Source organism: Lacibacter sp. MH-610 (genome assembly GCF_045780045.1).
GTDB lineage: Bacteria > Bacteroidota > Bacteroidia > Chitinophagales > Chitinophagaceae > Lacibacter.
The window spans coordinates 2104549-2126383 of sequence record NZ_CP116002.1 but is presented as its reverse complement, the minus strand read 5'-3'; the positions used below and the strand labels follow the sequence as shown (position 1 = coordinate 2126383).

15 protein-coding genes are annotated in these 21835 nt (G+C 42.4%); 6 read left to right on the top strand and 9 right to left on the bottom strand.

The genetic code is table 11. The features are described from left to right. The first annotated feature begins 151 nt into the window (after positions 1 to 151). Entirely contained in the window at positions 152 to 661 is a 510-nt protein-coding gene (locus PDL71_RS09750) for a YkgJ family cysteine cluster protein (RefSeq protein ID WP_407520430.1), read from the top strand. A 9-nt stretch (positions 662 to 670) separates the two neighbouring features. Here PDL71_RS09750 and PDL71_RS09745 read toward each other — a convergent pair whose 3' ends face one another. Both PDL71_RS09745 and hutI read right to left on the bottom strand, forming a co-directional pair. Next, positions 671 to 1720 carry a formimidoylglutamase gene (locus PDL71_RS09745; RefSeq protein WP_407520428.1) on the bottom strand — a complete coding sequence of 350 codons (1050 nt, stop codon included), beginning with the start codon at positions 1718 to 1720 and terminating at the stop codon, positions 671 to 673. A 117-nt stretch (positions 1721 to 1837) separates the two neighbouring features. Next, positions 1838 to 3073, bottom strand: coding sequence for an imidazolonepropionase (gene hutI / locus PDL71_RS09740; RefSeq protein ID WP_407520426.1), 1236 nt, complete (start codon positions 3071 to 3073; stop codon positions 1838 to 1840). A 75-nt stretch (positions 3074 to 3148) separates the two neighbouring features. On the opposite strand from hutI, the gene PDL71_RS09735 reads away from it, so the two are divergent. Together PDL71_RS09735 and PDL71_RS09730 are read left to right on the top strand one after the other, a co-directional pair. Beyond that, entirely contained in the window at positions 3149 to 3652 is a 504-nt protein-coding gene (locus PDL71_RS09735) for a YdeI/OmpD-associated family protein (protein WP_407520424.1), read from the top strand. Between the two features lie 149 nt (positions 3653 to 3801). Next, positions 3802 to 4092, top strand: coding sequence for an isoamylase early set domain-containing protein (locus tag PDL71_RS09730; protein ID WP_407520421.1), 291 nt, complete (start codon positions 3802 to 3804; stop codon positions 4090 to 4092). Between the two features lie 79 nt (positions 4093 to 4171). Here the strand turns inward: PDL71_RS09730 and PDL71_RS09725 are convergent, their stop codons facing one another. Continuing rightward, positions 4172 to 5134, bottom strand: coding sequence for an ABC transporter ATP-binding protein (locus PDL71_RS09725; RefSeq protein ID WP_407520418.1), 963 nt, complete (start codon positions 5132 to 5134; stop codon positions 4172 to 4174). Between the two features lie 35 nt (positions 5135 to 5169). Further along, complete coding sequence (locus PDL71_RS09720) at positions 5170 to 8673, bottom strand: caspase family protein (protein WP_407520416.1); 3504 nt, start codon at positions 8671 to 8673, stop codon at positions 5170 to 5172. A 93-nt stretch (positions 8674 to 8766) separates the two neighbouring features. Here PDL71_RS09720 and PDL71_RS09715 point away from each other — a divergent pair, with 93 nt between their 5' ends. Continuing rightward, positions 8767 to 9222, top strand: a complete 456-nt coding sequence (locus PDL71_RS09715) for a VOC family protein (protein ID WP_407520413.1) — start codon at positions 8767 to 8769, stop codon at positions 9220 to 9222. 6 nt (positions 9223 to 9228) lie between these two features. Here the strand turns inward: PDL71_RS09715 and PDL71_RS09710 are convergent, their stop codons facing one another. The 4 genes from PDL71_RS09710 to PDL71_RS09695 form a co-directional block, all read right to left on the bottom strand. Continuing rightward, positions 9229 to 11178 (bottom strand): T9SS type B sorting domain-containing protein, encoded by a 1950-nt coding sequence (locus tag PDL71_RS09710; protein ID WP_407520410.1) that lies wholly within the window; start codon positions 11176 to 11178, stop codon positions 9229 to 9231. Positions 11179 to 11316: 138 nt separating this feature from the next. Continuing rightward, positions 11317 to 14466 carry a WD40/YVTN/BNR-like repeat-containing protein gene (locus PDL71_RS09705; RefSeq protein ID WP_407520407.1) on the bottom strand — a complete coding sequence of 1050 codons (3150 nt, stop codon included), beginning with the start codon at positions 14464 to 14466 and terminating at the stop codon, positions 11317 to 11319. Between the two features lie 84 nt (positions 14467 to 14550). After that, the gene (locus tag PDL71_RS09700) at positions 14551 to 16110 is read right to left on the bottom strand and encodes a family 20 glycosylhydrolase (RefSeq protein ID WP_407520404.1); all 1560 of its coding nucleotides are present in this window, start codon (positions 16108 to 16110) and stop codon (positions 14551 to 14553) included. A gap of 65 nt (positions 16111 to 16175) precedes the next feature. After that, on the bottom strand, positions 16176 to 16808 hold the full coding sequence (locus PDL71_RS09695) for a flavin reductase family protein (protein WP_407520401.1): 633 nt from the start codon (positions 16806 to 16808) through the stop codon (positions 16176 to 16178). A gap of 155 nt (positions 16809 to 16963) precedes the next feature. Here PDL71_RS09695 and PDL71_RS09690 point away from each other — a divergent pair, with 155 nt between their 5' ends. Further along, on the top strand, positions 16964 to 18274 hold the full coding sequence (locus PDL71_RS09690; RefSeq protein WP_407520399.1) for a hypothetical protein: 1311 nt from the start codon (positions 16964 to 16966) through the stop codon (positions 18272 to 18274). A gap of 11 nt (positions 18275 to 18285) precedes the next feature. Here the strand turns inward: PDL71_RS09690 and hutU are convergent, their stop codons facing one another. Further along, positions 18286 to 20013: a urocanate hydratase gene (hutU, locus tag PDL71_RS09685; protein ID WP_407520396.1), complete on the bottom strand. Its 1728-nt coding sequence runs from the start codon at positions 20011 to 20013 to the stop codon at positions 18286 to 18288. 301 nt (positions 20014 to 20314) lie between these two features. On the opposite strand from hutU, the gene PDL71_RS09680 reads away from it, so the two are divergent. Next, the gene (locus tag PDL71_RS09680; protein WP_407520393.1) at positions 20315 to 21829 is read left to right on the top strand and encodes an arginine deiminase family protein; all 1515 of its coding nucleotides are present in this window, start codon (positions 20315 to 20317) and stop codon (positions 21827 to 21829) included. Positions 21830 to 21835 lie beyond the last annotated feature (6 nt).

Below are 21835 nucleotides of genomic sequence, written 5' to 3'. Positions count from 1 at the left end.
TTGTATTAAACGATGAGTAAAAAACAAAAGTTGAGAGCTGTCTGTAGTTTGTAACAGCTTCAGTTATTCTTTGTATAAGCACCAAACAAAAACCCCATTTTAACCCACACCCTCCCCCCATCTCCCCTACCTTTACCAAAATCAGTTTACGTTGACCCTTACTACTTCGCTCTCTTTTATTCATCAATCGGCTCTTGAAAAAGAAACCGAGAACCTTGCCTTTACCGAATTTTTAAAAGAACGCAACAGCGAAGAAGTGGATGCTGCCGTGCAGCAATTAAACAAGGCCATTGAACCGCAGATTGACTGTACCCAATGCGGCAACTGCTGCAAAAGTTTAATGGTGAATATTACCAACGAAGAAGCTGACCGTGCCGCCGCCCACCTGCACATGAGCCGTGCCTCTTTTGATGAAACCTATGTAGAAAAAGGCAGTCATGAACTCATGATCATGAACCGTATGCCCTGTGCTTTTCTCAGCAACAATGCCTGTACCATTTATGAGCATCGTTTTGCAGGCTGCCGTGAGTTTCCGGCACTTCATTTACCGGAGTTTAATAAACGTCTCTTTACTGTGATGATGCATTACGACCGCTGCCCCATCATTTACAATGTTATGGAAGCGCTTAAAGAAACAACCGGCTTCAGCGCCGGGGCCTGAGCAGCATTTTTAACCCAGTCTTGCTTTTACAAAATCACTTACGAGGTAACTGATGAGTTTACCTACCGAGTCGCTTTTGCGGCCATCACTTAAAAAGCTGGCGCCTTCGCAAATATGCAGGTAAGCAGCTTTGGCATCTACCGCTGCAAAATTGATGTACTGCCGGGCATGCACAGGCGAAATACCCACCGGTGTGCCGGCACTGCTGAGCGTGTGTTCAATACTGTCCAGGTCCAGCTCTATGCCGGTATAAGAATCATCTGTAAAACCGGTGGCATGGGCCACAGCCTGTATGAAGTTTCGTTTTTCGTGGAGAAAAATATCTTCGTAGGTAATGAAATCAAAGAAGGGATTATTGGCAATATCCAGCCACACATTCTGCGGAATATAATTTTCATGTACGCCGATCACACAGTACTTCTGCAGGTAGCCGTCTTCTTCTGCATAACGGAAGGCGTTGCCGCTGTGGCGTCCTTCCATAGGTCGGTAATCAGTATGTGCATCGAGGTTAATACAATTGATCTGTGCCAACTGCAATACACCAGCCTTGTGCCATCCTTTGGCAGCGCCTTTAATAAGCGGATAGGCATTGTTATGTCCGCCACCGATGGCGATGGGTATTTTCTGAGCAGCCGTAATGAGTTTGGTTAAAGCTTCCACTTCTTCATCAATCCTGTTCACAGCGTGGCGGTAAGCATCTACTTTTTCTTCATAACTGTGAGCATTGTTTTCAATCAATGATTCCACATCGGCAAAATCAAAATGACCCAGCAGGAGTATTTCTTCTCCCCCAAGAAAATCATTGCTCTGAATGTTGAGAAAAGAATTAAGAAAGGGGAACCAGGCTGTATCAGCACCACCGATTCCGTAATTCGCTTTCACACCCACATCTTCAGGAATACCAAAGAGAACAAATTTTGCAGCAGAAGCCAGCAGTGCCGCTTCGGGTTCCTGGTTGTTTGGCAGTACCTGTAAACGTTCGCCCAGCTTGGTTTCAAATCGCCTGATTTTGGTGAGCGAAAGAATATCGTCCTTGGTATAAAAGCGGAATCGTTGCATTACCGAATATAAGGATTATTAAAAAAGAAAACAGGCTTCTTAATTCCTACTTCTTACCTCTTACCTCTTACCTCATGCTTAACACTTTCCATTTTCCACTTCTAACTTTGCACTTTCTCAGATGATCTCTCCGTTCAGCATCACTTTATCAATCAAATCAGATCCAAACGCATAAGGAATATAATTTATGGAAGGAATAGGTTTGGTAAAAATGAGATTGGCTTTTTTACCGATGGAAATACTGCCTGTTTGCTCCTGCACCCCCATGGCAAATGCACCGTTAGTGGTAGCGGCATTAATGGCTTCCTCCGGCAGCATTTTCATTTGAATACAACTCATACTCACCACTGTATTCATATTGCCGCTGGGTGATGAGCCGGGATTGAAATCACTGGCGAGGGCAATGGCGGCGCCGGCATCAATAAGAGCTCTTGCAGGCTGAAAAGGCATGCGCAAAAAATAAGCAGCGGTGGGCAAGAGTGTACCGATGGTGGAAGAAGCTGCTAAATCTGCAATATCTTTTTCAGTCATGGTTTCCAGGTGATCCGCTGAAACCGCCTTGAGCTCAATGGCTTTTTGCAAAGCGCCGAAAGAATTGAGTTGATTTACATGCAGCTTGGGTTGCAAACCGTATTTAGCGGCAGCGTTACAGATAGTGTCCATTGCTGCTACCGAAAAGAAACCTTCTTCACAAAACACATCTACATAATCTGCCAGTTTTTCCAAAGCAATATTCGGGAGCAGTTCATTTATTAACAGTTTGATGTACCCATCCTGATTTTCTTTGTATTCTAACGGGTAAGCATGGGCGCCAAGGAAAGTAGCCCTGATGGGGATAGGTGCCCGTTCTTTCAACTGTTTGATCACCCGCAGCATTTTTAACTCACCTTCCACCGTTAAACCATAACCGCTTTTTATTTCAATAGCGCCGGTACCCTTTTGCATGAGCTCCAACAACCGTTCCGATGCCAGGTCGTACAACAGTTCCTGCGGCATGGCATTGAGTTTTTTAGCGGAGTTGAGAATACCGCCGCCCTGTGCTGCAATTTCAGCATAAGTCATGCCTTTCAGTTTGGCTACAAACTCCTCTTCACGACTGGCCGCAAATACAAGATGTGTATGACTATCGCACCAGGCAGGTAAAATGGTTTGACCGGAGGCATTGATCACTTCTTCATAAGCTTCTGCACCACTCAGTTCTTCCATCACACCAAAATCAAGAATGGTATCTTCTTCAACCACGAGGTAAGCATTATCGAGTACTGAAAGCTGTGCCAGTTCTGCCCCACGAAGCAGTTTGTTTTTATAACGGATGCCGGCAAGCTGTTGTATATTTTGTATGAGTAAGGCCACGGGTAAAAGTAATCGTTTTTAAGAAATGAATTCATCCGCATTGCAAAGAAGCCATAGAGGATTTATGTTTGCAGCATGGTTCGTTTTAAAGCAACGATACAAAAGTTTCAGAAGCAGGGTGAAAAAACGGGATGGACTTATATTTCCATTCCTCAAAAGGTGGCTGAGCAAATAAATCCCGGTGTCAAAAAATCATACCGGGTAAAAGGCCGTTTGGATGCGTATGTGTTTGATGGCATCTCACTGCTGCCCATGGGCGAAGGTGATTTTATTATTCCGCTCAAAGCAGATATAAGAAAAAAATTAGGCAAGCGTGCCGGTGAAACACTCATGGCCGAACTGGAATTGCAGCAAAAAGCTTACGAGATTGATGCTGATTTTATGGCCTGCCTGGAAGACGAACCTGCGGCCCTCCGCTTCTTTGAAACATTACCCAAGGGCCATCGCAACTACTTCAGCAAATGGATTGAAAGCGCCAAAACAGAACCCACCCGAGCCAAGCGTATTGCCCTGGCCGTAAATGCGTTGGCAAAAAAATGGGGCTATGCAGAAATGATCAGGGCACAAAAGAAAGATTGACCGCATTCTTCAAATGATTCTGGGTTTTCCACAAAACAGCCGTTAGTGTGAACAACTGCAAGGGTTACTTTCCGGGCACAGCAGGTATTAACGCATGTAAATGTGTTTGAAAGCGAAGAACACTATTTCATTCATTAAAGCAACATCGTATGGTACAAAAGACGTATTTCAAAACAAAAGACTATGTAAAAGTAAAATTCAGTTTTGTAGCTGAAAACGCAGAAACTGTAGAAATATTAGGATTGAACAGTGACTGGGAAAACTCAATCATTATGAAGAAAAAGAAAGACGGAACTTTTGCCGCTGAAGTGAATCTCCCCAAAGAAACCAAACACGAATTTAAATACCGCATTAACGAAGCCATCTGGCAAAACGAGCCTGAAGCTGATGGTGAGCAGGCGAATGTTTTTGGCGGAAGTAACAGCTTGCTGGTGATCTGAGCAGGTTTAAAATCGGCATAACCTTCTATTTATATTTCAAAGCGTTCTCAAAAGGAACGCTTTTGGCGTTTTCATCAGTTCAGCAATAGAACAGATCTTCCTGTGCAATGGAAATAAAAAATTCATCACCGGGTTTTGTATGTTGTACCGGCTGCAGCAGTTCCACCATGGCACCTTTAACAGATAGCAACACCTGCTCATACATTCCGTAAAAGCGAACCTGTTGAGCGGTTGCAGCAATTCCGTCAACGGTGCGTTTTATTTTTTCCGGTCGGATGCAGGCTGTTTGGTTAGATGCAGTTAAGTGAAACTGTTGCTGCAATGCAGGTGTTAACACATTATAACTGCCGAACAATCCGGCACAGTAAAGTGTGGCCGGTTGATGATAGATTTCCTGTGGAGTTCCCTTTTGTATCAATTGTCCCTCTTTCATTACCAGGATGGTATCTGCCCAACTGAGTACATCTTTACCATCATGACTCACCATGATGCAACTTGTACGAAACTGTTCACACACATCATGAATTACCTGTTTGATGGTTTGTTCATGAATGGCATCAAGATTGGAAAAAGGTTCATCCAGCAAAAGCAGTTTGGGTTTTTTGATGAGCTGCATGGCCAGCACAATACGTTGCTTTTCGCCACCGGATAGTTCATTGGTGCGGCGAAGGAGTAAATGCTCTACCTGGCAAACCGAAAAAATCTTTTGTGCTTCAGCTTCGTCTAACTTACTCGCCATTTCCAATAGCTCATGCACTGCATAATTATTACGTAATTCAAAGTGCTGACTTAAATAGGCAATGAAAGGGTGACCCGGAATCAGTTGCTCTAAAGGACCTGAAACTTTTTTGTCTTCAAATAATACTACGCCGCTATCAGGTTGAATAAAACCGCCGATCATTTTAAGCAACGTTGTTTTACCGCTGCCTGTTTCACCGGCGATGGCAATTTTTTGACCCGCCTCCATGCTGAAGCTGATGGCATCAACTGCTCTGCGTTCACCATTATTTTTTGACAACTCTTTAACCTGCAAAAAAAACATTGAGCGAAAGTAACGGAAAGCAACTATACATCCATTTATTGACTCTTACGATTGTAAACATTAGAGGGAGGAGGATATTCTTTCATTTTCTTTTTCATGATAGATTTATAAACAGTACTGCTTCTTAACGATTCAATAGCAGGGTCAAATTGCAGTACCCAGCCGTAATTGAAACCGGCATCCGCAGCTTTTTTAAGCCAATGCAGAGCCTTGGATTTATTCTTTTGCAATGCATACACACGGCTGATATTGTACATAGAACAGGAATCCGTCGGATTCAAATCCAATAATTCCCGGTAAGATACCAATGCCTCTTTATAGTTGCGTGAAAGCAAATGCATCCTGCCCGTATAATCTACCACTACTTCTGAAAGATAAGGGTAAAGTTCCCCCGCTTCGGTGAGATTAAGCTGCGCCTTATTAAACTTACCTGCATGGATGAAATACTTTGTTTGCAACAACAATTTTTCAAACGTAAGTTCTTTACGTGCAGCAAGTGTGTCCAGGTGAATGACTGCGTCATTAAACCTGTAAAGTTGATTGCATAGATCAATCAGCTTATTACGAACACTTGTATTCACATCCAGCATTTCAATTGACTTTTGATAATGTACTGCAGCAAATGTGGGTAGGCCCTGCCAGATATACATATCACCTATTTTATCATTGATATCAGCAGAAAGATCAAAATTGGTTCCTAATAATGAATCAGCCATTAACAATGCAGCAATACCGGCCGTAATGGGTTTTATAATTACCGGCGCAAAAACTAATCTTTCACCTGTACCCGGTAATTCAATGGGTATAGTGTTCTGTGGAGGTGTCATATTTTCATCAAGTTCTTCTTCAGAAGCTGTACCATCCGGAAAGATTTTTTTCCGGTCAAACTTAAAATTACGGTCAGAGTTTTTTACGAGGTTGTAATAAAAATTACCTGCTTTTAAAAACCACAAACCTTCATCAGGTAATTTTTTTAAAATACGCTGATATAAAGCATGTAATTCTTTTTCAGCTACTTGTTTATTTTGAACTTTGTATTCCATCAAGATGCTTTCTGCATCAGTATATCTTCCGATTTTTTCAAACAACTGCATCATTTTTTTATACGGGCCCAGAAAACCGGGTTCCATCGCTATCAAGGTTCTGTAATGTGCTGCTGCGGCTTCATAATTATTTCTTCGCTCGTAAATATCAGCGAGGAAATAATGATCTTCATTTGCATGATACTTTGCACCTAAAAAGGTTCTGTAATAGCATTCTGCATCAGGCGAATAATTGCTGTATTGACGGAGGGAATCAGCATAGGCCTTCAATTCTGTTTCGTTCAGGAAATAATCGGTTGCAAAATTGAGCGTCACTTCTGCTGTTCGTATATCTTTTTGCTCCCACTGCATTTTACCCAGCCAATGAAACACTAACGGATTATAAACATCATAAGCAATCACATTTCTCCAGAAGGAATCTGCTTTAGCCCAATTTTCCAGGATGTAGTATTTCATACCTGCTGCAAATTGACCCAGCACATCATCCGGCCGAATCAGGTATTCATCAAAAGGACATATAGAAGGCATGGCATCCACCGCCGGATATGTAGGAAGTGCATATTTATATGTAAAAGGCAGGAGATGATAACCACGCTTACGTACATCAGCCTCATAAAAAAAAGAATCGGCTAAGGCGTAGTTGGTTGTTTTGTTATAAATATATCCCAGCCGTTCAAACGGATAATAATGCCTGCTGTTGAGTACAATACTTTTTTGTTGCAATTCTTCAGCATACAATAAATCTCCTTGAAGTTCGGCAAGCAATCCACGGTTTGCATACAAACTTTGTAATGATGGCTGAAGTTGAAAAGCAGTATCATACATCAATTTTGCTTTGTTATATTGTTCCCGTTCAATATACAAACCCATGAGATTTGAAAAAGGTATTGCCCACTGCGGCGAATGGGTAGTGGCCTTTAAATAATACTGTTCTGCCTTTACAAAATCCCGTTTATAAAAATAAATAACACCAAGCGTGTTGTAGATGCAGGCTGCCTCTTTTTCCAATTGCAATGCCTTTAATTCTGATTGCAATGCTTTTTCAATGAGCGGAGCAGGATTGGGTGTTAATGGAATTTTCAAAAGAAGCGAAACGCCTTCAAAATAATAACGGTTCACTTCCATAGCACGATAAAGAAAATCATCTTTATCTACCAGCTTCAAGGCAATTTGCAGCATTACCGGATACGCATCATAACCATTACTGCCTGCATTGTAATATCTTCTCCGCTCTAATTCTGCTTCACTTCCACTGAGATAATCATTAATCACCTGTTGGGTTTGTGTATGCAGCAGCAGCACCAATTCTTTTTTAAACAACTCCATATAATCCTTTGAGGAAAGAAGCGCTTCAATCGTCCTGTCTAAATAATATAATTCCAACGAATCTGCAACTTTTGGTTCACCAAACTGCATGATGGTATCGGCTTCAATAATTGTTTTATACAATCTGATGAACGCAACCGGCAACTCATCAGCACCCGTAGAAAGCAAACGTTCCAAACCATTTATTTTGGATATATCCTGTTGATTCAAATTTGAAATGAACCGGTTAATCAGTTCATCCGGGCTTATAAAATCGCTTTGCTGCATGAGTGCAGCGGGAGCAGGCAATATTCTTCCCTCCGTGGGCGCTGTATTCATCTGCGATTCATCAGCCACTGACAATATGAAATTAGTTGTTTCATTATTGACAGGTATTACCGGCGTTTGTTTTTTATTATTAGCTGTCAAAACAGGATCGGCGGATATCGAAGAATCTACGTATTGCTTTATTTCACCAAGACGCACATACCCGTCTTTTTCTTTATCAGCAAAACCAATTAACCCATTAACGAGATAATAAGAAAACACACCTCGTCCACCACCCCATGCTTCACTCTCATTACTCAGTTGATCAGGAGCGCAGGAAGTAATCCTTATTTCATTGGCTATACTTGTACGTAACTGGTTACCCACTAAAAAATTACCCCGGATATTTTTGCCGGCTAATTTTCCTGAATGACAGGCATCTGTTATTAAAACCACTTTTGCTTTTTTAATTGCAGAAAGTGTATGGGCAAAATTGTTGAGATCGTCTAACCGAACAGCATTGTTTCTGTAATTGCTGGGCGGTGTATTATAAGTAAGCAGATAACCAAGTTTTGCTATGTTCGTATTTTCAATATCACCATGACCGGCAAAATAAAAGTACACTACATCATCCGTTTCAGCTATTTCCATAATTCGGTTCATCGCCATATCTACAGCGGCCAAGGTTGCATTTTTTCCAATCAGCAAATTGATGTTGGAAGCAGGAACAAATCCACCGGCCTTACTCTGTAAATAATCAGCAAATGCCTGTGCATCCCGTTCAGCATATTGCAAAGCAGGTATAGAAGCATCTTCATATTGAGAAACTCCTATTACGATCGCAAACGTATTGCTCTTTCTGTTTTGAGCAACCATCTGCAATGAACAAATAAAAAGCAAAGCAATTAGCAGGGTTCGTAACATTGAGTTCGTTTGAGCTTAAAAGTTAAGTGATATTGTTGTAAAATAAAAGCTGCACATTTCTGCTTAGGTGTTATCTTACATAAAATTAAATCCATGAAAAGGTCAGGTATATTTATTTATTTGATGATAGCAACATTAGTTGCAACAGCTCAGAACAATCCGTTTGGCTTTACGTTTAACCACCAGGCATTATCAGTAAAGGATTTAACCCGTTCTGCTGAGTTTTATAAATCAGTACTTGGATTGGAACAAATTACCAATCGCACACAAAATCCCGGTATTAACTGGTTTTCATTAGGCGAAGGAAAAGAATTGCATTTGGTATCTACCATAAAAGAAGAAGTAAAAATTAATAAGGCGGTACACATAGCAATAACATCTCCCAACTTTGATGCTTTTATTCAGCACCTTGAAAAAAATAAAATTGTGTACAGCGATTGGCCGGGCAAACTCAATACCATTACTACAAGAGCCGATGGCATTAAACAAATTTACATCCAGGACCCTGATGGCTACTGGATTGAAATTAACAGTGTAGCGGTAAAGTAATAGAGTTTAGCGAATGAGCACCACAATTCCTTTGCGGTAGTAATGGAGCCCATCAATGCCTATTCCATCAAAGTGCCAGGTGTAAACGCCGGGTTCCTGTGGTAAATTTTTAAAAGTTCCATCCCAACCTTTTTTTCCATTACTCCAGTTATATACCTGTTTGCCATAGCGGTCATAAATACTGAAGAACTGTATCTGTTCTATACCAATGGTAGCAGGAAAGAGAAAATCATTAAGTCCATCATTGTTGGGTGTAAAGGCATTGGGCACAAACACCTCCACCCTGGTAATTACTTTTATTAACTGGGTATCTACCGCCACACAACCACCTTCAGAAACAATGCGGACGGTGTATAGAAAATCTCCGGTGCGGGAAGCTGTAAAATCAGGTGTAAAAATGTTACGGTTGTTTAAATTTTGTGGAGGTTGCCACAGAGCAGTAACACCAATATCTCTTGCTTTAAGTTGAATGGATCTGTCAGTAAACGTAAATCGCACCGGGTACCGTATGGAAGCTTCAGGCGTTTCAACCGTTACATCAATGCTGCGTGTATTTAAAACACAACCTTCTTCATTCTTAACTTCTGCATAATAGGATCCAGAACCCGTTACTCTAAGCCTGTTTCTTGTAGCACCGGGTAAGGCTACACCGTTTCGATACCATTGTGTAATAACGCCGTTGGCAGTAATCAGTACGGCACTGTCTGCTGATGTAGAACAATAGACCAGTTTGCCGGCATAGCTTAACGTAGTATCCGGCAGGCGGGCAAAGACGACGACCGTATCTGTATCCATACAACCACCGCCGTTACTGGTGGCCGTTAGTACATAGGTTGTTGTTTGCCCCGGTGTTGCCAGCGGACTGGAACTGAGGGGATCAGATAAACCTTGTGTCGGAGCCCAGGAATATTTTACACCTGCTCGTGGCGGTTCGCCTATGATCACCGGAAGTTTACCGCAGTAAGTACCATCAGCACCGGCATTGGCTTTTACGGTTAATGTATCAAGCAAACGGGTATAAATAGTATCCTTACATCCAAACCCGGCATAAGGCGTTACTTCCACTGCCAGCACGGTTCCGCTGGAAGGTGCAGGCGCCAATGTTAATTCATTGCCGGTACCGAGTAACCTTGAAAAATCAGATGTAAACCATCTGTAAGATTCAAAACCAAAAGGTGCTGTTAACTGCACCAGGTTATCATTCGGACAAAAAGCAGCGCCGGGAAATTCGCCATTACAACCGGTATTTACATCAATGTAGGCGTACCCGAAGTGACGTACAAATGTGCAATCGGCTGTTTTAAAATAAAGCATGATAGTTTTTCCTGCCATTCCATTGAGGTTAATGGTTACCGGCGTCCATTCTTTATAAAGTACAATAGCGGAGTTGCTGTTTTGAAAAGGTGAAATCTGAAAACCGGGCAAGCCGCTGCCGTAGGAGATAAAGGTGAAAGAGGAACAATCAATACGCTGATTATCGGTTGCATTCAATACTTCTATTTCAAGACGTGGCTGCTGAAAATCCTGGTGATTGGGTCCTTCAAATACCACCGCATAGTAATAGGTGATGGAATATTCATTTCTCCCAGCCGGGATTGTAAACTCATAAGAAACACCTTCTGCCTGTGCACCACCGGAAGTATTTCCGAGTTTAATTGAGTAACCGCTGCCATTGGGACAAACAACCGGAAAGTTGCCGAAATAATCTAACAAACCTGCGTGTTGTGATCTTGAGAAAAGATCATGCCGCCCCGCTTCCGGGCTTGTTTCAAAAAGAGAAATAGAGTTTACACCATTAACACCGGTTACACCGCCGGAATAGGTTTTCCAGTTAGAGAAGGTTCCGTTTTCAAAATCAATATTAGGCGGACAGGGTTGCGCCTGCAAAGAATTACCTGCAACAAACAACATTACTGCCAGTAAGCAAATTTGTTTTGTGGTTAAAGCAAAACCCATCCGTTATTAAGTGTTTGACCCTCAATTTAACCAAAATATGCGGACGATAAAAACAAACCTTCTGAACGGGAAAGAACCGTGTTTTAATAAAAAAGCCTCCTGCCATAAAGCAGGAGGCCGGTTTAAATCAATGACTTTTTAGCGAACCCAAACAGGACCGATACCTGCATCCACCAACATCTTACTTACCGCTGCTAATTTACTCTCCAGTTCGTCTGCCCGTTTCTGTAACACCTGCCATTGTGCATTTAATTCATTCATTAATTCAATGGAAGGCTGTGTTACTTTGGGAATATCGCTTTCAGTCTGGTTCATCAGGAAGAGATAATTTGCTGTGAACTTGTTCGGGAAATTTTCTACATCATCATAAGCTTTTGATTTGCGCTGTATCATATCCTCATCCCATGTTTTCATTTGCTCTGCAAGTGCTGTTACTTCCTTACGAACCGCATCAAACTTAGCTTCTGCGGGCATATAACGAAGAATAGCTTCCAACTGCAATCTTTTACCATACAGACTATTTACACGGTTGTGCATTTTTGTGGCTTCTGTTTCCATTGCCAGCATTACACGATCGTATTCTGCGTAGGTTGCAGCATCAATATTGTATAATGGATTCTGAACAATTACAGCAGATGTACTTACTTCTTTATCTCCGGCTTTTAATACCAAAGTATAAGTGCCCGGGATAACTTTATGTCCGGCATAACTGCTTTCAATATAAGTGTTGGGAATACCGGGCACAGTAGGATAACGCATATCCCACACAAAACGGTTGATTCCTTTTTGTTTGCCCAATACAGGATCAGCAGGTGGTGCGCCATCCCAATAACGGTATGTACTATCCGGCTTTGAGCTGAAACTCCGGATCAGTTTTCCTGCTGCATCTTTTATTTGCAACGTTACCTGTTCATTATTTTTTAAATCAGGTAACTGGTAATAAATCACCACACCATTGGCCGGGTTTACTCCAGCCCTGTTATTAACTCCGGAAGGATTGCTGCTGTTCATAGCACTGTAACCGTTAGTGAGCAATGCATTTTCCGGTTGATACAATACTAATGAAGCGGCGTCTTTTTTATATTGTCTTAAAACATTCAGATCATCCAGTATCCAGAAGCTGCGACCGGAAGTAGCTGCAATCAAATCGCCTTTATGAACTCTTAAATCAGTAATAGGTGTTACAGGCAGATTGAGCTGGCAACTGCTCCACTCCTTACCTCCGTCAAATGATATAAATAAACCCAACTCAGTACCGGCAAACAAAAGGTCTTTACGCACTTCATCTTCCCGAACAACACGTGTAAACGCATTGGCCGGAATTCCGTTGTTAATTTTCACCCATGTTTTTCCGTAGTCGTTGGTTTTGAAAAGTCCGGGAGTATGATCGTTGAATTTATAACGGGTAGTAGCGATATACGCCGTTGCTTTATCATGTGGCGAAACTTCAATGGCATTGATGAGGCATTCCTGCAAACCTGCCGGTGTTACATTGGTCCAGGTGGCACCATTATCCCGGGTGAGGTACACCAGCCCGTCATCACTGCCCGTCCAGATTACACCTTTTTCATAGGGTGATTCCAGTACATAAGCCAGGGTTCCGTAGTTTTCTGCACCCACCGCTTCATTGGTATAAGGTACCCCCGGCTTGCCCTGCTTTTCTTTTTCATTACGGGTAAGATCAGGCGAAACTTCTTTCCAGGTTTTACCCATATCCGTTGTTTTAAGTAAGACCTGTGCTCCGTGATAGAACGCATTGGGTTCATGTTTACTCCAGATGATAGGCGCATTCCAGTTATAACGGTATTTCATGTCTTTTGCATCTCTGCCCAGATACTGGATAGGAGCTGCCATGATGTTAGTAGAAGCACTGGCCTTGGTATCCAGCACTTCAATGGTTCCCTGGTAGCTGCCGCCCATAACATAACGGGGATCATCAGGGTTGAAGGCAAGGAACGCACTTTCGCCACCGGCACTCGCCGTCCAGGAAGAAGTGGAAATAGTTCCGCCTCCCAGTTCACGGTGGGCAATGGCAACAGAAGTATTATCCTGCTGACCTGCATAAATACGATATGGAAACTGGTTATCTACATTAATTCGATAGAACTGTGCTGTAGGCATATTGTTCTGCAGACTCCATGTTTTGCCGAAGTTTACGGTTACGGATGCACCGCCATCATTGGCAATGATCATGTTTTTGGAATTTTTCGGGTTGATCCATAGATCATGAAAATCACCATGAGTACCGCCCAGGTTTTCCCAGGTTTTTCCGCCATCCATAGAACGCAATGCAGGAGCGCTTAGCACATAGATCACCTGGTCGTTCAGCGGATCTGTAAACAGTTCAATATAATACCATGCTCTTTGTACCAAACGGTGATCGTTCGTAATACGACTCCAGCTGGCACCTGCATTATTGCTTACAAATAAACCACCGGCTTCTTTTTCACTATCGCTTTCAATAAGAGCATATACTTTATCACTGTTACTGCGGCAAACAGCAATACTCATTTTTCCCATTTCCTTAGGCAACCCATTGGTTAAACGCTCCCATGTATCACCACCATCTGTACTTTTATACAAACCGCTGCCGGGGCCACCACTTATCACCTGCCAGGGTCTGCGACCATGTTCCCACATAGCAGCATATACAATGCGTGGATTGTTCATATCCATACTTAATTCCACACAACCTGTTTGATCATTTACGTACAATATATTTTTCCACGTAACACCTCCATCCGTACTTTTATAAATACCACGTTCTTTAGTCTTACTGTACAAGGCGCCCTGTGCTCCTACCAGCAAGTGGTTAGGGTCTTTCGGGTTCACCACAATGCGGCTGATATGCTGGGTAGCATCCAATCCCATTTTTTTCCAGGATTTGCCCGCATCAATACTTTTATAAACACCATCACCATGATGGGTCATAACACCTCTCACAGCGTGCTCACCCATACCCACATACACAACATTCACATCGCTTTCAGCTACTGCAACAGCACCTACACTTCCTGTTTTAAAATATCCATCTGAAATATTGTTCCAGCTCAATCCAAGATCATCTGTTTTCCATAAACCGCCACCGGTTGTACCCATGTAGTAGGTGTTGATATCACCGGGCACGCCACTGGCGCAAACAGAACGTCCGCCACGGAAAGGACCAATGCTCCGCCATTTTACTGATTTGAAAACTGAATTATAATCAGGCTTTACAGTATCTGTTTTAACCTGGCTGTTTGCGAAGGAATAAATTAAAAAACTAAATAGCAGGAAGAGTAAACGCATATAGTTGGAATTTAAAATGGAAATATAATATGATTGTTATGATTGATAAAACCGCCTATGTAAAGTGGATCTGTTACAATCTGTTTATTTCAACTTCCAATCCACCAGTTTGCTTTGATAGAAGTTGATATTTTTTGCCTGCAGGTATAAACCATGATAGCCAAGACGCTGCCGGTACTCTTCCCACTTACGGTGATCAGCAGGCGACCAACCGATTTCAGCATAGCACAGAAGTCTTGGAAAGACCATGTATTCAATATCTTTTATGTTGAGAATTGTTTCTGTCCACAACGGTGCAATAATTCCGGCAATCTGCTGCTCTGAAATTCCGGGAACCAATGTGGCAGGGTTCCAGTTATAAGCCTGGTCTACTTCAATGTATGCAGCCCAGTTTAGTCCGAGACGTGTGGTAGAATCATACTGCATATCCATGTACACCCGTTTGGCCGGACTCATCATAATACGGGCACCCTGTTGCACGGCATGTACTGCATTTGCAGAATCATTCCAGTACTGAGCAATAGTACCGGGCTGTAAGCTTGTTTTAGCTATTTCATCCCAGCCAATCACTTTCTTACCATGTTTAGCTACAATGCTTTGTACACGGTTCATGAAAGTGATGTACTCTTTTTCCGGTGTTACCAGACTTTCATCACCGCCAACATGCAGGTAAGGACCCGGTGTAATAGCAGCAAGTTCTCCCAGCACATCATCAACAAAACCATACACTGCTTCATTAGTAGTACAAAACGTACTGAAGCCCACTTCTGTTCCTGTGTACAAACGTGGTAAAGTATCTTTTGGATTACAGTTGAGCTCAGGGTAAGAGGCCAATGCTGCATTGGTATGACCCGGCATATCAATTTCAGGAATCACTGTAATAAACCGGTCTGCTGCATATTGTACAATTTCACGGTACTGCTCTTGTGTATAGAAGCCGCCTTGACCACCACCCACCTGTGTGCTGCCACCAATTGCTGTAAGCTTTGGCCATTTTTTGATTTCAATACGCCAACCCTGGTCATCACTTAAATGCAGGTGCAGTACATTCATTTTATAAGCCGCCAGAAAATCGATATAACGTTTTACATCATCTATGCCAAAGAAATGTCTTGCCACATCCAGCATGGCGCCACGCATGTTGTACAAAGGTTGGTCTTTGATGGCTCCCGTTGCTATCATCCAATTTTTTTGTGTTGTGTTTATTTCAGCTGAAGGTGGTAATAACTGACGCAATGTTTGGAGACCATAAAAAATTCCGGCGGGTTGATGAGCAGTTAGATGAATCGAAGAATCTGAAACTGCAAGTTCATAACCTTCAGCACTGAAAGAAGAATCATTTACCAATTGCAAATGAATACCGGCTGATTGTTGATTGAAGCCCGATGTTTGTATAGATGCTTTACTAACCGGGCTGAACAACTGCTCAAGTTGTTGTGCCGTCCGTAACAAAGAAGTATCTGCAGCAGCAACATAAATATTCAGATCAGCAGGAACCCGGAAATAACTTTTTCCTCTTTCAGCTTTTACCGGTTTGGGAATAAGATTAGCAAACGAAGCATCTGCCATTTCTTTCGACTGATCAGAACAGGAAGAAAGCAGGTGCAAGAGCAACACCGTGCCTGATACAATAATAAAACGCATACAGCAGGTTTAGAAAACGAATGTAACGGATTTCGGTTAGTTATACTGCTGCTTGGCACTGTATGTTACAAACGTTCTGCCTGCTTACCGGGTTTGGCATATTGAAATCGAACCGGCGCCTCAAAAACACTGTAACCATCAATGCCAATACTGCCCATGGAGCCTGCCTTGGAGAGATTGATAAACCCATCGGGTTCTATTAAATTTTCATCCAGCATCACGTCTGTTACTTCTCCGATAACAAGGAAAGTTCCATTTCTTTCAATAGGTATGATTTGCTGCAACTGTAACGCATACCTGATTTTGCTTTCCTGTACATAAGGTGCTTTACAGGCAGGCATAAATGCTGGAGTTAAACCAACAGCATCAAATTCATTTACAGAAGCATCATATTTGGCACTGGTTTGATGTGCCTGCTGCATGATTTCCGTATGTATATGATTAATGGTGTAAACACCTGTACGTTCGATGTTAGCGATGGTATGCGGCGCAGCTTCCAATGGCCGGTTGATAAAACCTACCAGCGCCGGGTCTGCGCCAAGGTGTACGATATTGGAAAAGACGGCAAGATTCGGCTGACCGTTTTCATTGACTGTTGCGATAAGACTCACCGGTTTTATACCGGATAAACTGTTTAGAAAATGAGCCCGGTAAAACCGCTCCCATGATTTGAATGTAGCAGCAGAAATTTGTACCATGTCATAATAATGCATAAAAGCCAAAAAAGTTTAAACAGAATTACAAACTATTAAAACAAGCGATACTCTATCTTCATATTGCAGCCGGAACAGTTTTTGCAACTGCAACCGGATTTAATCTGAATGCGTCATTCAACAACAATAATTTGTTTATCATGAAATTTTATACCTGCTCTTTTTTATTACTGTTGCTAATTGTTGCATCAATCAATGTAACTGCCCAGGATGTATTCATTAACAAAGACACTGTAGTAAACAACGCTTGGGTGTTGCCTAAAGGAGCGATTCTTAAGTTTGGTAGCAAGGGACGCATTCGTGGTAACGGAACTATCAAAGGCGGTATTATTGACGCAGCACTCACCCAGTGGATTTTTGATACAAGTCTTACCCTGCAACCGGAAGGAACCTATCAAAATATCTTCAGCGCCCGTTGGTTTGGCGCAGGGTATGTAGCAGATAATGCAGATGCACTTCAAAAAGGCATCAACACCGTCATCAACAATTCCGGGGTGTTAAGAAACTTCTTTATTCCCAGAGGTAATTATCCTTACAGTAAAACGCTGCAGGTATTTTCCATGTATAAAGGAAATTATGCTGCCTGCACCATTCATATTTATGGCGAATCTGCTTTTTGGGACGCCGGTACCGGTACCACACTTCAATACACTTCCACTCAAGGTTATGGCATGGTACTGCAACTGAACAAAGGATCAGAAATAAATAATCTCACACTTAAAGGGCAATTTAAATCCCCTGGCGGACCGGACTCTGTTTATTACAATATCCCTTTTGATAAATACACTGATGCCAATGGCAAATGCAATGATTATTATGCAGGATTGGTGATTGATTTTGACGGCACCAAAAGCTACAGTGGTTCCACCGGTTTGAAAATTCATGATTTACAAGTGAGCAATTTTGCAATCAACTATTTCATCAGCCCCAATGGAAAAACCTTCAACGCTGATATTCTTTTATTTGAAAATATCCGTTGCGGTGATGCCAAAGTGGGCTTTGTGAACGGACAAGCGCAGGAAAAAGGAAACGTCATAAGAGGCATTTACAGTTGGGGCAGCATCCACACATTGTACGTAAGCGGTAAGTATGGAAAAGGCCAAGCAGGTTCTTATACTATTGATGGCGGCAATATTGCAGGAAGATGCATTCGTTTATTTGACATCGCACAGGCAGGCTGGTACAGTACCAACATCAGCAATCTGTTTGCGGAAAGCCTGGGCAGCATCGGAACTATTACAACACAGGTGCCCTTACAAATCCAGAATTGCACCTTTCATTTTATGTATCCATCAAAAGTGGGACGACAGTTGTTGTTTTACAGCAACAGTGCACAGGTTGTATTCAACAGTTGCATACTCCGTTATTACGGATTGAAAGATCCGCTCACCATTAAAGGCAATGCTGTTTTTAATAATTGTGTTTTCAGCGGGCCAGTGGTAAAAGAATAATAAAACTTCGTCTATTCAGCCAGCCGTTCCTTTAAATCCAAATGATGCGCTGCTGCTGTTTGTTTAGCAGTTTCATAACCTGCATCAGCATGACGGATCACACCCATACCGGGATCATTCCTGAGTACACGGCTGAGTCTTGCTGCTGCATCATCCGTACCATCAGCTACAATCACCATTCCCGCATGAATACTGTAGCCCATACCTACCCCACCGCCATGATGTAAAGAAACCCAACTGGCACCGCCGGCCGTATTCACTAAAGCATTCAGCAACGGCCAATCTGCCACTGCATCACTGCCATCCAGCATGGATTCTGTTTCCCTGTTAGGACTTGCCACACTTCCGGTATCAAGATGATCTCTTCCAATAACAATCGGCGCTTTTACTTTTCCGGTGCGCACCAGTTCATTAAATGCTAACCCTGCTTTTTCACGTTCGCCCTGGCCTAACCAGCAAATCCTTGCAGGCAATCCCTGGAACGCAATTTTTTCTTTGGCCATCTTCATCCAGCGAAGCATGCCTTTGTTATCGGGAAACATATGCATGATCAACTCATCTGTAACTGCTATATCCGCCGGGTCGCCGCTTAATGCAGCCCATCTGAAAGGACCTTTCCCTTCGCAAAACAATGGACGGATATAGGCCGGCACAAAACCGGGAAATGCAAAGGGATCATGTTTTGTATGCCGGATGGATTTGAGATCAGCACCGGATTGCATGGCTTTTTCTTCAAACTCTTTTGCTCTTGCACGAATGTTGTTTCCGTAATCAAAAGTGATGGCGCCTTTATCCATCAACTGCAACATTAATTGCACATGCTCATACATGCTTTCATAACTGCGGCTCAGATATTCAGCCGGGTTTTCCTGCCGCAGTACATTTGCCTGTTCATTGTTAAGTGTATGGGGTACATAACCAATCAACGGATCATGAGCGCTGGTTTGATCAGTTAACGTATCAGGAATAATATTTCTTTCCAGTAACCGCTGCAACAGATGAATAGCATTACACAACACACCTATACTTTTTGCAGTACCCTCCTTTTTATATTGCATCGCTTTATCAATTGCTTCATCGATGTTCACAAATTTTTCGTCGAGGTATTTTGTTTCCAAACGTTTATCAATCCGCCACTCTTCCACTTCTGCAATCAATGCAACGCCTTCATTCATGGTAATAGCTAAAGGCTGAGCACCTCCCATGCCACCAAGTCCGGCTGTTACATTCAACGTTCCTTTTAAAGTGCCGCCAAAATGTTTATCTGCAGCAGCGGCATACGTTTCATACGTTCCCTGCACAATACCTTGCGACCCGATGTAAATCCAGCTGCCTGCTGTCATTTGACCATACATCATCAAACCTTTCTGTTCCAGTTCTTCAAAATGCTTCCAGTTAGCCCAGTTGGGAACCAGTTGTGAATTGCTGATGAGTACCCTCGGCGCATCTTTATGTGTTTTTAAAATACCCACCGGTTTACCGCTTTGAATCAACAGAGACTCATCATTCTCCAGCACTTTTAATGCTTTAATAATATTGTCTAATGCTTCAAAATTGCGGGCTGCTTTGCCTCGGCCTCCATACACAATTAAATCGTCAGGCCGTTCAGCCACTTCCGGATTGAGATTATTAAGGAGCATACGCAGGGCGGCCTCCTGTACCCAGCCTTTACAATGAAGCTGCGGGCCTGTAGGGGTTTGATAAAGAACGGGGTCGTACTTACGGGTTAAAGTTGACATGTGCAATCGTTTAGGAAATGCTAAGGTAGGGAAACCCGTTTTCCCTTTTGGCTGTATTTGACTTGTGTCTTATACATAATTTACTAACTTGCAGCATGTTTACACAAAAACATATTTCTGTTAACCTGATGCTGCCTTATTTCCTCAATCTCATAGCAGCAGGTGAAGGCAGTTTGCCTGATTACTGATTGTACTTTCAACAAAGAAATGTACCGGTAAAGCCATTTCCGCATCCATGTACATGGAACAGACCTGTTTCCTGTTTCTGATCCTTATTTAATCGAATTTTAAAAAGAACTGTATGAGCACAGAAAAATATTTTGTTGAAAATGAATTAGGCCGCTTATGTAAACTTCTTATTCACAGCCCGGATGGCGGCATCGGTAAAATTATACCCGGCACTTTTGCTGATAACCTGTATGATGATATTGTACACCTGCAGAGCATGCAGAAAGAATACAATCACTATGTAAAACTCCTGCTGTATTTCCTGGACCGTGAAAAGATTGATTATATCAAAAACTACCAGGCTTCAGCAACAGCTGATAAAAAAGCATGGTGTTTTATTCCCGGCAAAAAAGAGTATTTCAACAGCGAGAAAGTATTGGATACACAACAGCTGATAGGAGAAATTATTAAAGATGAAAAAGTAAAACTCCGTCTGATATCGGCTATCTGCTCCTATGAAGAAAGCAGTTTTGCCATACAGCAGAAACTGGAGCATATTACAGATGCTGCCTTACTGGCCAAAGTTCTCATCACCGGTATTTTGCCGGCAGATGAAAACGGTACCAGTGAGGATATGTTCATCTTTCCTCCTACGCCTAATTTTATTTTTACCCGTGACATCGGCATTATGGTAAAAGACCATATCCTGCTGAGCCGTATGGCTACCGGTGCCCGGCGCAGGGAATCGTTGCTCACCAAATTCTTATCGCTCTATTATTTCTTTAAGGATGAACCGCAAAAAGTAATGGAGATTATTGAAGAGAGCGATTTCTTTCTGTATGAAGAAGAAGAACGCAAGCACCGCATCATTACCATCGAAGGTGGTGATGTAATGATGATTCATCCCCGTCATTTTGTAATCGGGTGCAGCATCCGTACTTCATCCAGTGCAGTGAATGAAATTATACATACCCTCTTCAGTAAACCTGAGTTGGGTATTGAAAAAATTTCTGTTGTGAAAATTCCGAAGAACCGTGCCCAGATGCATATTGACACCATCTTTACACAGGTGCGCAGGGATGTATGGGTATTGTACGGACGTTTCAGCGAACGTATTCTCCGTGCAGAACATACCAGTCGTACCAGCTATATTCACAAACTGGAACATACACCCCGGCCACTGGAAATGGAACAGGTGGAAATTCTGCAGTTTTACAAACCGGCGGATGAAGTGTATGTAAAAACAAAAGATTATGCCGTTGCAGAAAAATTACCCGGTATCGAATCATTGCTCCGCCAGATAAGCGTGGAAGACTTTGGAGTACATTCCGATGATGTGAAAGTAATTTATAGTGGCGGCAATGTTTTTCCGCATGATGAACGGGAACAATGGACGGACAGTTGTAATGTAGTTGCTTTAAAAGAAGGTGTTGTAATTGGTTATGACCGTAATGATAAAACTGCTGCGGCTTTTAAAGCCAACGGTTTTAATGTAGTTACCACTTCAGAACTGTTTGAGCAGTTTGAAAACGGAACTGATCCCGAGCAAATTGAAAACACACTCATCCTGCTGCCCAGCGCCGAGCTTTCAAGAGCAAGAGGCGGCAGCCATTGTATGAGTATGCCTTTATTGCGTGATAAACTTTAAAAACCA

Coding starts and splice junctions, on each gene's coding strand:
- PDL71_RS09745 (WP_407520428.1), bottom strand. CDS start 1,720: ATGCAACGATTCCGCTTTTATACCAAGGACGATATTCTTTCGCTCACC.
- PDL71_RS09735 (WP_407520424.1), top strand. CDS start 3,149: ATGGTTCGTTTTAAAGCAACGATACAAAAGTTTCAGAAGCAGGGTGAA.
- PDL71_RS09730 (WP_407520421.1), top strand. CDS start 3,802: ATGGTACAAAAGACGTATTTCAAAACAAAAGACTATGTAAAAGTAAAA.
- PDL71_RS09725 (WP_407520418.1), bottom strand. CDS start 5,134: ATGTTTTTTTTGCAGGTTAAAGAGTTGTCAAAAAATAATGGTGAACGC.
- PDL71_RS09720 (WP_407520416.1), bottom strand. CDS start 8,673: ATGTTACGAACCCTGCTAATTGCTTTGCTTTTTATTTGTTCATTGCAG.
- PDL71_RS09715 (WP_407520413.1), top strand. CDS start 8,767: ATGAAAAGGTCAGGTATATTTATTTATTTGATGATAGCAACATTAGTT.
- PDL71_RS09710 (WP_407520410.1), bottom strand. CDS start 11,178: ATGGGTTTTGCTTTAACCACAAAACAAATTTGCTTACTGGCAGTAATG.
- PDL71_RS09705 (WP_407520407.1), bottom strand. CDS start 14,466: ATGCGTTTACTCTTCCTGCTATTTAGTTTTTTAATTTATTCCTTCGCA.
- PDL71_RS09700 (WP_407520404.1), bottom strand. CDS start 16,110: ATGCGTTTTATTATTGTATCAGGCACGGTGTTGCTCTTGCACCTGCTT.
- PDL71_RS09695 (WP_407520401.1), bottom strand. CDS start 16,808: ATGGTACAAATTTCTGCTGCTACATTCAAATCATGGGAGCGGTTTTAC.
- PDL71_RS09690 (WP_407520399.1), top strand. CDS start 16,964: ATGAAATTTTATACCTGCTCTTTTTTATTACTGTTGCTAATTGTTGCA.
- hutU (WP_407520396.1), bottom strand. CDS start 20,013: ATGTCAACTTTAACCCGTAAGTACGACCCCGTTCTTTATCAAACCCCT.
- PDL71_RS09680 (WP_407520393.1), top strand. CDS start 20,315: ATGAGCACAGAAAAATATTTTGTTGAAAATGAATTAGGCCGCTTATGT.